Source organism: Spirosoma radiotolerans (assembly GCF_000974425.1).
Lineage (GTDB): Bacteria > Bacteroidota > Bacteroidia > Cytophagales > Spirosomataceae > Spirosoma > Spirosoma radiotolerans.
Genome location: NZ_CP010429.1, coordinates 1,587,190 through 1,600,243, shown reverse-complemented (window position 1 = coordinate 1,600,243; position 13,054 = coordinate 1,587,190). Strand labels below are relative to the sequence as shown.

The window sequence follows — 13,054 nt, the reverse complement described above, 5'->3', positions numbered from 1 at the left end:
CTATATGAAGGTTGATCTTTCTCCTGAAGTAACGTTCCTGTTAATGGCCTGTTCGGTAGAGCTACCGGCCGAAAAAAGAGATAAGATTACCCGATTCGTAAGCCACCAAGCTGTTAACTGGAATCGCCTGTATGCCCTGGCCGAACGGCATCGGCTAAAGCCATTTCTATACCACTCACTTCGTCAGATAGGCACGGTTCCCGATTCGTTCCTCGCTGCTCTCAAACAAGATTGCCAGGTAACAACAACCGACAATCTGTTAAAACTGCATCAGTATCATAGCGTTGCTATGCTGCTGGCAGACAACGGAATTGACCATATACCCCTTAAGGGAATCTATCTGGCCGAACATGTTTATCCGGACAGCGGTCTGCGCATCAGTGGCGATATCGACCTATTGGTCAGACCAACCGATGTCTTTGCCACCATCGACTTACTACAAAAGCATCAGTATCATTTATCTGAAAAACAGGATTTGCAATGGCGGCAGGGTGAGGAGCGGATTCTTTCTGATTTATTTGAAGTAAGCCTGTTCAAGCCTTTTTTCAACGACAGCCAGTTCGATATTGATATGCATTGGCAAATCATGGGCTTCAATCAGCATTATGCCCTGTTCGACCTGGCTTACGTACAGGCGCAGCCTGCGTTTGAGGCTGAGCGGAAAATCGTTTTATTGGCAACGCATCATGGCGTAAATAATATCTGGCAGCAAATCTATTACATCAATGATTTGTATTTCACGCTGATCAAGGCTGATGTAAATTGGTCGTGGCTACTACAGGAACTAAGCCGATACGGCTTTACCGAAGTTTTTCTGGCAGGCCTATACTGGTGTCAGCAAATCTGGGATTTACCCCTGCCCCCGCCGGTTCAGGAATTGGTCGCTTCGCCCAGCATCCGTTCACTCGCCGAAACCTATGCCAAGCACTGGGAAACCGAAACACCCAGCGAATTTAGCTACCTAATCGTAAAGCAGTTGACGCTGCTGTTAAAGGCACAGACGTCCGTTGGCGACCAGTTGAAAACGTGCGCTACGTTTCTTAGCAGCCGCGTGTTTCGATACAGTATCTTCAGAATTGGCAAACGCTTGATTTATGTTCCTAAAGAACTGGGATTTATCACCATCTTCATCCGTGCCATTCAGTCGTTATTCCGATTCCTGCCGGGTCGTCGATAGAAGTCAGGCCATCACGCTGCTTATTTTCCGTCGATAGCCATTGCGCTCACCCCTTTTTAGGTATCGCTCCCAGCCAGAGAGCCAGGTAAATAATACGGCTCAACAGCCAGTTATACCGGGTTTTCTGCTTTACCGGTATCCTGGCGTTGAAGACGACACGTACAATTTTAGCAAAAGCAGCTCGGTCGATAACACCCCAAATGGGGTGGCCTGCCAACGCAAACTGTTCGTGTGTAGCCTGGTACAACTGTTGCGCCGACACATTACCGTATTCCACAAAGTTGGCTTTCGTATAGCGGTTTACAATGGCTGTCGGTAATACAGCGCTTAGGCCATTCCGAATCAGGCCCCGGCCGCGTCCCTGATCGAAACAAACCTCCAGGGGCGTTGCCAAGCCTAATTCGACAACGTGCTTATCGAAGAAGGGAAACGAGTACGCATGGCCGTAGTGCGCACCGATATGATTCAGTTGCTCGGCGCAGATTACATTGGTTGTATTCAAAACCTGATTTGCCGAAACCGGACGCCCCTGGCTCAACTCCGTTGTTAGCGGCTCCGTCGATACAAGTGGCCGACGGACAACACGCTGGTTAAAGGACTCGCTAAACGCACTATCGAGCAGGGTCCGATGCGTCAGTTTAGCCTTGACCCGCCGGGCAGCGTAGCTAAGAATACCCACTGTCGATAGTCCGAAAATTTGCTTTTGATGGCGTACTTGGGCCAGAAATTCAGCGGAAGATTGCTCCCGAAACCGTTTCTTCAGGTTAGTCCCCAGGATACTCAATGCATAGCGTTCAAACTCGTCGTCATTCCGCAATCGGGGCGGATTGGCAACAAAATCTGGCGGATACCGGTGATCAATGTATTGGTGACAGGCGGCCTGCAACCTTTCCCAATCGCTGGCATCGAGCAACTGATCCAGAAAATCAAACCCGGTGGTGATCACACTGTCGCCATCATGACCGGTCAGTAGAATATCGCAGCCAAATTGATTGGCTTCCTGCGAAACACCCAGGTGGAAACTGGAGGGAATAATGAAATGGTCGGGCCGGTCGAACAGGTGATTTATTGCCAGCACGGACTCCAGCACATTCGCTTTGGGCTGAACCGTATGATGCTGCGGATGCCACTTACTGACGAACGCCCGGACGTATTCAGACTCATCCGTAGACGCCAGACCGGTGTCAATGTTAAATGTATGCAGGCTGGGTCGTTGCTGTTTTTCCAGCAAAAACTGCGCGACCGAACTTACCGACGAAGAGTCCAGCCCACCACTTAAATGAGCGCCCACCCGCTTTTTTCCCTTCATCCGACGTTCAATCGCTGCCGTAAACGTGTCGTAGAATAACGCAGAATAGTCTTCAGGGCGAGTTAGACTACGGTATGCAGTTGGATTGATTTGCCAGTAGGGTTGTAGTGCTAAACCCTGCGCATTCACCTGTATAGAATGACCCGGCAGAAGGCTGTAAATGGATTCATAAAACGTTTCGGCGCTATAGGGCACGTAACTCGTGGTCCAGGTTAGGTACTCCCTGAACTTGTGTTCATTCGGTTTGACCACGACTTCCTGTAAAGCCAGCAACGCCTTTATTTCGGAAGCAAACGCGAAGAAACGGCCGGGTTGATAAACATAATAAAGCGGTTTTACTCCCAGCGGATCACGCGCGCAAACAAGCGTTTGACGGCTGGCTTCCCACAACGCTATAGCGAAATCGGCATTGATGTCGTTGAATGCAGCGGGGCCGCCCTGAGCGAACATTGACGCGAAGAGGTTGTCTTGTTCCGCATCCGTAAACAGATCAGCATCAGCCGCCACGCGGGTTTCCGTTGCCGGGTCAGTCTCCAGGGCACCACCAAAGGCCAGCAATATCCCCTGATCAATCGCCTGACGCACGACTTCGCCCCGATGAGCTAACGAGTTGATCATGGCGGCTGTATCAACCTCAAGTACATCCTGCCCATCCAATCGGACAACTCCTGCAATTCCACTCATACGATCAATTCCAGCCTAAAACCTGGTTTTCTATATTCCCAAAACTACCTAATTTAATTCAGCAGGACGTCTTATCGAGATGAATATGAGAAGTTAGATAGGATTTATACAGCTAGGCTCCTTAATTGAACCCACTAATAAACCGATGTTAATGCCAGAGCCGCTTTAGGGTTACATTTTAGCCCATAACCCGCTATCTTCGCGCATCCTTATGAGCGTACATTTAGCCGAAATTCAGGCTGTTTCTCCACTGGATACCCTAGACTCTTCGTCGATTAACCATGCGTAAACGCAGCCGTTTCTACAACGTACTTATTCTTGCTGGCTTACTTGGCATCGTCGGCGGTTGCCAGACGAACAATGATCCGGTCCCCGATGATTCGGCCTATTATCCCCTTCAAACGGGCGATTACTGGGTGTATCAGGTCACGGAGGAAACCTACTCGCTCACCAATGGGGCAACCACGCAGGCTTATCAGCTTCAGCAAAAAATTAGCAATTCGTTTACCCGAAATGGGCAGCTATTTTTTCAGCTAGAAGAATCCACGCGTCAATCAGCTCAGAATGACTGGCAAATCAGCGCCACGCGCACCGTATACAAAAGTCTGTCAGAAGTCGTCAGTCAGGATAACAATGTACCGACGATCAACTTACTTTTCCCCATTTCCGCCACTACCTCCTGGAATATCAATACATACAACGGCTTATCAGACACCGTAGCTCTTCAGTATCAGAACATTGGCCGTCCATTTGCAACAGGCAAGCTATCGTTCGATCGTACCGTTTCGGTCGTTGGCCCGAACGATTCGACGCTAATCAATTTAACGAAATACCAGCGGGTGTATGCCCAGAACGTAGGGCTGGTATACCGAGAAAACACAGCCCTGGCTTACTGCCAATCAACACCCGACTGCATCGGCAAGGGCAAAATTGACTCGGGTACACGGCAAAAATGGACATTGATCACGAGTAGCCGAGTGCCTTAGTGCTGCCAGACAACTTTCCCCGAATGCAGTTCGGTATGACCGTCTTTGTACGTTAAACGTAGCGAGTAAAGGTACATACCGGGCACCGTTCCCTGCCAAAGAATTGAATTCTTTCCGGTCGATACCGGCAGGCTATTCTCAAAAACCGGCACACCCACCTGGTTGTAGATCAGCAAACGTGATTCGACTGGTAACTCCTTCACGTTCAGACCTAATTCGAACTTTACATAGGTGCTTGCCGGATTCGGGTAAGCCACAAACGTAATCGGTTTGTCTTCCGATAATACATCAATATCGAGCGTATAGGGCGGCTGCGTACGATTACCCGCGGCATCTTTGCCAAACACAATGAGTTGGTAGCTGCCACCTGCTGTGAGTGAGAGATTGGTCGTTACCTGTAGCTGGTTTGCCGATACAGCGGATACCGAAAACGACGAAGTCGCAAGCCTTTGGGGCGAGCAGGTTTCGCAACTTTTCAGGTACACATCCACTGCACTAGTGTCTTTTGGCGAGAGCGGATTCTCGTCCAGTATATAAATCTCCAGTTGCGGATGCAGGCCAACCACCGCTTGATTTTCCCTGATTTTGCCATCAACGAACACGTTGATTTCCGGGCTTACCCGGTCTGGTAAACGATTGATGGGATAGCTACTACTGCCCTCCGCCTGTGCCCAGTCGATGTCGAGTGTGGCGGTATTGTTGGTTTTACTCAACTCGACGATCTGATTATCAGGATCTATGGACACCTCTATTCGCTGCAAACGCTCGTCTTTGGCCAGTGTATAGGTTAGCGTGTCGCGATACCGGAACGCGTGGAATCGCAGCGTACTGGTAGTCGCTACCGAACTAATTGTCTTTTTTACCGTCAGCGAAACCGCCTGCCCCGCTACATATTTACCAATGTTCGCGAGCGGAATAACTACCCGGAGGGAATCGCTGTTTTTAAGTGAACTGCCAACCACTTTAGACTGGATATACATCCCTTTGGGTTCGACTGTGAAATCAGGATTGGGCAGTGGATAAAGGCTTATGGCGGGGTCGCCCTGCAACAACATCTGCAACATAACCGAGACATCGTAAGGGTCGACGCCCTCTTTTTCGAGGCCCATGTTCAGTTGCTGCTGTACTTTTCCAAAAGGTACGTTCAGCGTGCTGGCATCGGTATACAGGCTCGTATAAAGTTTTGTCAGGTAACGCGTCGTTGGCTGCTCGAAACTCCAGTAGGTATGCGCCAGTACGATGCCGGCACCCTTTTGGGGAGCCAGCAGCCAATCCGTCGAGAGGGTTTTGAAGCTGGAGAAGATCTCCCCTACCCCACAACCGTTGAAAATCATCAATGGGTAATTCTGGTTACGAAAGCCATTCTCCGGGGGCGACGCGTAGCCAAAGTTCATGTCCGTAACCGTTGGTCCGGCATGCCCAAAAAACGTAATCAAACTAACCCCGTCGTTGACCAGCGGGCTGATGTTTATTGGCTCGACTTCATCGAGGGTGCTTTTGCTGAATGAACTGATCTGTCCACCCAGAAGCCCGTTGGTATAAATGGTACCGATGCCGCTTAATGCCTCTCGAAGTCCCGCGGCTTCAGCGGCACTTTTCCCCCCGCTAATGTGCACAATGTGCTTGCGCCAGAGCCCGTTCGGGGTTGCCAACTCGAGTTGTTTTACTTTTTCCAGATACGTCAGCACCTGCTCGTTTGTGGTGGCGTTGATCCGGCCGGTTGGGATAGACGGCGTGTTGATCGGGTAATTGCCCAAACCAGACGTGATCAAAATATCGGAACCCGGATAGCCAACCGTTGGCACCAGGTCATCGGTAGCAGTCTTGGTCGTGTACGGATAACTGTTTGCCCGGCCAATGAGCAACAGGTTTTTTACGGCCGTATTCGCCAGCACATAGTCCGCAAAACGCCGAAGGGCCAGCGGGCTTTTTTCGCCATAATTGAACTGATCGAACAGCGAATCAGACTCAACGATAAAGGGCTTGTAGCCTCCGCCCTGCGCCGACGCCCGGTAGCTCGCATAGGCAACCGCCGACTGCCGGAGCGATTCATGCGTAACGATCACGTAATCAACCCCTTTAGGAATTACCGACGACACTTTGACTGGCTGAATAGCAAGCGGTTTATTAATGCGGTTGGTGACGAGAATATCCCGGCTCCGGGCCGCATCACTGACAACCATTTGGGTTTGGGCACCGGTGGTTTGTGTAGTCAGATAGCGGCAGTTTATCCTGTCCGTAACATCATAAGCAACCGATGCAGTTGGTACGTTGGTCACCGATAGCAGCGCCGTTGGGCTGGTGTTGGCGGGCAGGTGAAATACTTTGGTCGGTTGACCGGCCATATCCAGTAGCTGCGGGTAAGTAACCTTTACGTAGGTGATCGAATAATGGTTGGTGAATCCATTTTTGGCTGCGTTAAACTGGAGTGTGAGCAGGTCATTCTGAATTGACTCGGGCTTTAGGGTTGCCTGAAACGTCTTGCTGTCAAAGCCCGTAAATGAAAGAGGAGCTATGGCCGACGTCGTCGTTGCATTGAGTTGTAGCTGAATCTGGTGGATGGTATTGTCCCGGCCGTTAATCATTCCCTGCACCGTAATGGGCCAGTTTGCTGACACCCGCCCCGGCAATTTCATCTGAACTAAGCCCACCGAATCAGGAGTAAGAATAGACCCCGACCAGCCTTCGCCGGGCTCAAAGTAGCTTTGCTGTAAGTAAGGTTCCAGCCCCTTCAGGTTATTGAATGTGTATTCACTGGTAAACGCCTGAACCGTTTCTTCGACATGAAAGGCAACAGGCGACAACCCCTGCGCGGATGCATTCAGTTCGGGCATGCGCTTGCCGGGCACCGTAGCACGACTGGTCAGGAAGTAAGCGGACTTATCCGAAAACAGGGTCTGATACGGGTGCAATCGTTGCTGAGGGCGATAGAGCAGGGAATCCTGCGCGCCATCATTTCCTTCGCCATAAAACTCGATGTAATCCTGCGCGCCAAAGACGCCATCCTGCTGACCTACAATCCGTATGGCCACTTCCTGCCCTCTGAAGAACAGTTGCCAGTTGAGCGGGTTTGTCAGGAGAAACGAGGCATCGGCAATTTTAATCTCGTCGTAGCCAATGCGGTAAATACCTGCCTGATTAACGGATAACTTGAGGTATTTCTGGCCCGGCTGTATCCATTCATTACCGAATCGTTTTTGCCCCTGTGCGACCAGCGTGCTGACCAAAAATAAGAGAAGAAGTAACCCTTTTTTCATACGCAGATGAGCCTTACTTAGCCCGGTACATCCTGTCAGGATGTTACCAATGTTTCTCAAAGATAACGAATCGAATTCATTAAATAGGTTATTATCCGTTCGCTGATTCGCCAAACAGGGAGCTCTCTAATTCCGCAAGAATCGGGTTTATCAAGACGCCGTTTCCTGCGACCTTTGTTAAGGTCAACCAACAAACATACCATGAACACGAACAACCCGTATACGTATCAACAGATTGCCCGGGCCATAGAACAATTAACAGCTACGTTCCGCCAACAGCCGTCACTGGGCGAACTGGCCGAAACAGCGAACCTGAGCGAGTTTCATTTCCAGCGGTTATTCACGGAATGGGCGGGTGTAAGTCCGAAGAAATTCAGCCAGTACCTGACGCTCGAACATGCCAAAACCAGGTTGCGCAACGGAGCCGCGTTAGTCGATGCCGCCTATGACGCTGGCCTGTCAGGCACGGGTCGGTTACATGACCTGTTCGTAACCATTGAAGGCGTAACGCCGGGTCAGTTTAAGCAGGCTGGCTCGGGACTGGTGATGGCTTATGGCTTATTCGAGAGTCCGTTTGGCCCGTACGTGCTGGGCGCTATCAACGGAAAAATCGCGCTCCTGCACTTCCTGAATACTGAAGATGAAGCCGAGGCCATCTTGACAGCGGCATGGCCCGAAGTTACCTACGAAAACAATCCGGCGGCTTTACAGCCACTGGCCGATCAGGTTTTCCCGTCAATGGCTATAACAACCGCTGGCAGTGAACCCACGACACAGCCGGCACAACGAATACCGGTTTTACTACGTGGGTCGGCTTTTCAACTCAAGGTCTGGGAGGCACTGCTGAAAATCCCGGAAGGACAACTGGCTAGCTATGACCAGATTGCAACCGACATTGGACAACCCACAGCCTCCCGGGCGGTCGGGACAGCGATTGGGTCAAACCCCATTGGATACCTGATTCCCTGCCACCGGGTCATCAAAAAAACCGGCCTGTTTGGTGGGTATCGCTGGGGTGTTGACCGCAAACAGGCTATGCTCGGCTGGGAGGCCGCCCAAACTGATAAATAAGCTGTAAACCATGAACGTAACCAATATTGATTGGCCTCTGTATCGACACACGCTGTCCGACACTGGATTCGCTCTGTTGCCAGCTGTTCTATCGTCCGATGAATGCCAGGAAGTAGCCGCCCTGTTCGATACGCCAACCCTGTTCCGCAAAACGATTGTGATGCAGAACCATGGCTATGGCCGTGGCGAGTACAAATACTTCACGTATCCGCTGCCGCCCCTAATTGACGTTCTTCGGCACCGGTTATTCAGGGAGTTCGCACCTGTAGCCAACGAATGGCATGGGAAACTTGGCATCAGTCTACGCTACCCAACTGACCTTGACGAATGGCTCAAAACCTGTCATGAAGCGGGACAGACGCGCCCAACACCCCTGATTTTAACATACGGTCCCGGCGACTGGAACGCACTTCATCAGGATATGTATGGTGCGTTATACTTCCCGTTTCAGGCCGTTTTATTCCTGAACGAACCGGGGCAGGACTACGCTGGCGGTGAATTTGTTATGCTCGAACAACGCCCCCGGATGCAATCGAAGGCGACCGTTTTGCTACCGAAACAGGGACAGATTTTACTTTTTACCACCAAATTCAGGCCGGCCAAAAGCGCAAGAGGTCATTACCGCGTGGCCATGCGGCATGGGGTCAGCGAAGTTAGAGAAGGCAATCGCGTTACTGTTGGGTTGATCTTTCACGATGCCGCATGATTCGGCATGTCGAATTAGGTGCAACGCCCATTTCCAGATTACGAACGTTATCGGCCCTTGTGGGCATTGGTCGGGTCAGCCTGGGTGGCAATCGGCCGGGCAAAATTTATGGCCTGCTGACCTGCCGCGCAGGCAAGCGCATGAACGTTGCTAACCGAGTCTTTTTTAGCGATGAAGCCGAGGCCATTCTGGCAGGCTTCCGGCCCTGCGCGGTTTGCCTGCCCGCCCAATACAAGGCCTGGCAGCGGGAGCAGTAGAGGCTGTCAATTATCTGCTTCTTATTTTGGCCATATACCAGGCAAAACACACGCTAATGCCATTTTCACGTACTCGTTTACTCGTCTCGCTGGTCCTCTCAATCGCCTTCTCCTTGCCTACCCAGGCACGGATTATCCGTATCGAAATCACCAGCGTTCAGTCGCCCACGTTTGAGGGAAAGGCATTTGGGCGCGTGGGCGCTTACGAAAAACTGCGGGGCAAGGCTTATGGCGAACTAGACCCGACCAGCCCGCCCAATGCACTGATTACGGATATTGCGCTGGCACCGCGCAATGGAAAGGGTATGGTGGCGTATGTCATGGATATTTACATTCTCAAACCCATTGACCTTAGCAAGGGCAACCACAAACTCTTTCTGGAAATAAACAACCGGGGTGGCAAGCTCGTTGGCGGGTTCAACAAAAGCAGTGGCGGCAACGACCCAACCACCGCAGCCCAGGCCGGCGAAGGCTTCCTGATGAATAAGGGCTACACCCTGGCCTTGAATGGCTGGGACTGCTCGGCCCCACCGGCCAATAACAATCTGACCATCAGCGTTCCCGTTGCCCAAAACGCCGACGGGTCGTCCATTACGGGACCGTCCTACGAATACATCTCGTTCGACAACGCTACGTCATTATCCTACTCACTTGCTTATCCGGCCGCCACGCTGGATCAATCGAAAGCGACACTTACGGTACGCGATCGTTTAGGTGATGCGCCCAGCGTTATTCCGGCCAATGGCTGGGAATACACCAACGATAAAACGATACGGCTGTTACCAGCCGGAACCTCTTTCCGCCAAAGTGCCATTTATGAATTCCACTACACGGCCAAAAACCCCGTTGTGGCCGGGATAGGCTTTGCCGCTACCCGCGACTTTGTCTCCTTTCTACGGTACGCAACCACCGATGATTTTGGCAATCGGAATCCGCTGGCCAACGACATCCAGTACACCTTTTCATATTCGGTTTCACAACCTGCCCGCTACGTCAATGATTTTCAGACACTGGGTTTCAATGCCGATGAGCAGAACCGACGGGTACTGGATGGCATCGAAAACTGGCTTGGCGGGGCGAGTGGCATCGCCCTCAACTACCGCTTCGCGCAACCATCGCGGACGGAGCGAAACCGGCAGAATCACCTGTACCCGGAAGGCGTTTTTCCCTTCGCCTACCCCGTTCTGACCGACCCGCTTACGGGAAGAACCGCTGGCCGACTGGCTCGCTGTACAGCCAGCAACACCTGTCCGAAGGTTTTCGAGATCAATTCATCCAACGAATATTGGGTGAAAGCCGCGTCGCTGTTGCATACCGACAGCCAGGGACAGGATTTGCCAGACCCAGACAACGTCCGGTTTTATCTCGTCGCTGGCGCACAGCACGGAACGGGCAACGCAACCAGCAAGGGCATCTGCCAGCAATTTCAGAACCCAACCAACGCCGAACCGACCTTGCGGGCACTCTTTATGGCCCTTGACGCCTGGGTGACTAAGGGCGTTGCCCCACCGGCCAGCCAGGTGCCCAGGCAGTCAACAAAAACGGCGGCTTTGGCCGTGCCCCAACCGGGTTCTCAAACGGGGGCCGTGCCGCAGGCCGCACTTGGCTGGCCTACCCTGCCGGGCGTGACCTACACGGGCCTGGTCACCACCCGCTATCTGCTCGACTTTGGTCCCTCGTTTGATCAGGGCCTTTTAACGACCTTTCCAACGAGCGTAGCCGGGCGACCTAGCTACGTCAATTTTGTATCGAAGGTCGATAAAGACGGGAATGAAGTAGCTGGAATTCGGTTGCCGCCCGTGGCTGTCCCCATTGCTACCACTACCGGCTGGGCGTTGCGCCGGTCTGAATACGGCGAAAATGACGGCTGTGAAGGATCGGGACAATACATTCCATTCAACATGACCAAAGCCGAACGGCTCCTGGCCAACGACCCGCGCTTGTCGGTGCAGGAACGTTACCAAACGCACGAGGACTATGTAGAGGCCGTCCGAAAGTCGGTGCAGAAGCTGGTCGAACAACGCTTTTTACTGGCGGAGGATGCAGAAGCGTATGTTAAAGCCGCGCAGGAAAGCAAGATGTAGTGCTCCTCTTGATTAATAAAGCACTTTTTTCAGCACCTGAACGCTTCGTTCCAGTTCTTCCTCTGAACTCGATGCAAAGCCCAGTCGTGTGCCGTTTAGCTGCTGACCGGGTGGATTATGAAAAACGCCATTCGACAAGGTCAGCCCTTCCTGTGCCGCCCGTCCGGCCATCGCTTCCATATCAATCGCCGGGTCGAAACGCGCCCAAACGGCCAACCCGCCATCCGGTTTGGTAAACTGTATGGCATCTCGTAATTCACTGGCCAGCAGCGCACAAAAATGATCCCTGCGTGCCTGATAGGTGCGTAAAGTTTTCCGAAAATGGCGTTTCAGATCACCCGTTTTAAACAACTGCCCAATGGCAAATTCGAGCATCGGGTCGCCCTGCCGGTCGATGATGCGCCGGAGCCGGGCCAGTTCATCAATCAGCGCCGAAGGGCCTACCACATAGCCAATTCGGAAGGCCGGTGCGACCGATTTGGTCAGTGAGCCGACATACACAACCATACCCCGACGGTCGGCGCTGGCTAAAGGCAAGATCGGTCGACTGAGGTAGTGAAAATCATAATCGTAGTCGTCTTCAAGAACGGCAAACCCATACTGTTCAGCCAGTTGCAGCAAGCGAACCCGCCGGCTGGGGTGAAGCGTTACCGTGGTTGGGTAATGATGGTGGGGCGTTACAAACACCATCCGAATCGGCTGCTGCTCGCAGTAACCTGCCAGCTTATTGAGGTCAATGCCGTGTTCATCGACAGGCACGGTCCGTACGATGGCACCCGCTTTTCGAAAATTCATGGTTGCGCCCGCCCAGGTCGTTTCGCCCGTTATGACCACATCGCCCGGCCGCAACAGCACCTGGCTGGCGAGGTGCAGGCCCATGATACTACCCCGCGTAATGAGCATATTATCGGGAGTCGTTTGCAGGCCACGGGTTTCGTTCAAATACATAGACAGTTGCTCACGGAGCAAAGAATGACCTTTGGTATCCCCGTAACCGAAGTGCTGCTGCGGATTGCCCCACCGAAAATAAGAACGATAGGCCCGGCTCAGTTCGTCCATCGGTGCCAGCCGAATGTCAGGAAAACCATCGTCCAGGTGCAGACCAGCCTGGGTTGTCATCACAGGACGAACCAGAAAATCAAGCCGATCAAAGGCATAACCCGGCTGCCCGTCGGTTGCCTTGTTTTTCAGCAAGGGCTCATCGCCCGACGGTAGTGGTTGCGGCTTTACGTCTGGGAGGTGAGATGCGACATAGGTACCACTTCCGGGGCGACTTTCGAGCCAGCCCTGTGCCATTCCTTCGTCATAAGCGGCCACCACCGTTTGTCGATTCAATGCGAGCAGATCAGCCAGTTGACGCGTGCCGGGCAGCCGCTGACCCGGCAACAGCGTACCCACCCGGATCAATTGCCCAAGCTGATTGCTGAGTTGCACAAAAATGGGCAGTAGCGACGCCTTGTCGAGTTGAATCAAGGATTTTAAAGGCACCATAACCGGACTAGTCAATTTATAAAAACCGGACG

9 protein-coding genes are annotated in these 13,054 nt (G+C 52.4%); 6 read left to right on the top strand and 3 right to left on the bottom strand.

All coding sequences use genetic code 11. The features are described 5' to 3' along the window. Positions 1 to 4: 4 nt before the first annotated feature. A complete protein-coding gene (locus tag SD10_RS06220) occupies positions 5 to 1,177 on the top strand; it encodes a nucleotidyltransferase family protein (protein ID WP_046376164.1) in 1,173 nt (390 codons plus the stop codon). A gap of 46 nt (positions 1,178 to 1,223) precedes the next feature. Here SD10_RS06220 and SD10_RS06215 read toward each other — a convergent pair whose 3' ends face one another. Further along, positions 1,224 to 3,170: an asparagine synthetase B family protein gene (locus SD10_RS06215; protein ID WP_046376163.1), complete on the bottom strand. Its 1,947-nt coding sequence runs from the start codon at positions 3,168 to 3,170 to the stop codon at positions 1,224 to 1,226. 281 nt (positions 3,171 to 3,451) lie between these two features. On the opposite strand from SD10_RS06215, the gene SD10_RS06210 reads away from it, so the two are divergent. Beyond that, on the top strand, positions 3,452 to 4,156 hold the full coding sequence (locus tag SD10_RS06210; protein WP_046376162.1) for a hypothetical protein: 705 nt from the start codon (positions 3,452 to 3,454) through the stop codon (positions 4,154 to 4,156). Here the strand turns inward: SD10_RS06210 and porU2 are convergent. Next, entirely contained in the window at positions 4,153 to 7,413 is a 3,261-nt protein-coding gene (porU2, locus tag SD10_RS06205) for a putative type IX secretion system sortase PorU2 (RefSeq protein ID WP_046579122.1), read from the bottom strand. The genes SD10_RS06210 and porU2 overlap by 4 nt on opposite strands. A gap of 201 nt (positions 7,414 to 7,614) precedes the next feature. Between porU2 and SD10_RS06200 the strand changes: the two genes are divergently transcribed. From SD10_RS06200 to SD10_RS06185, 4 genes are read left to right on the top strand one after another with little or no spacing between them, the layout of a single operon-like run. Further along, a complete protein-coding gene (locus SD10_RS06200; RefSeq protein WP_046376161.1) occupies positions 7,615 to 8,484 on the top strand; it encodes a methylated-DNA--[protein]-cysteine S-methyltransferase in 870 nt (289 codons plus the stop codon). Between the two features lie 10 nt (positions 8,485 to 8,494). Beyond that, positions 8,495 to 9,190, top strand: coding sequence for a 2OG-Fe(II) oxygenase (locus SD10_RS06195; protein ID WP_046376160.1), 696 nt, complete (start codon positions 8,495 to 8,497; stop codon positions 9,188 to 9,190). Beyond that, a complete protein-coding gene (locus SD10_RS06190; RefSeq protein ID WP_046376159.1) occupies positions 9,187 to 9,447 on the top strand; it encodes an Ada metal-binding domain-containing protein in 261 nt (86 codons plus the stop codon). Before SD10_RS06195 ends, SD10_RS06190 begins: the two co-directional genes overlap by 4 nt. Before the next feature lie 56 nt (positions 9,448 to 9,503). Continuing rightward, positions 9,504 to 11,531: an alpha/beta hydrolase domain-containing protein gene (locus SD10_RS06185; RefSeq protein ID WP_046376158.1), complete on the top strand. Its 2,028-nt coding sequence runs from the start codon at positions 9,504 to 9,506 to the stop codon at positions 11,529 to 11,531. A gap of 12 nt (positions 11,532 to 11,543) precedes the next feature. Here SD10_RS06185 and SD10_RS06180 read toward each other — a convergent pair whose 3' ends face one another. Further along, positions 11,544 to 13,022 (bottom strand): aminotransferase-like domain-containing protein, encoded by a 1,479-nt coding sequence (locus tag SD10_RS06180; protein ID WP_046376157.1) that lies wholly within the window; start codon positions 13,020 to 13,022, stop codon positions 11,544 to 11,546. Positions 13,023 to 13,054: the final 32 nt, after the last annotated feature.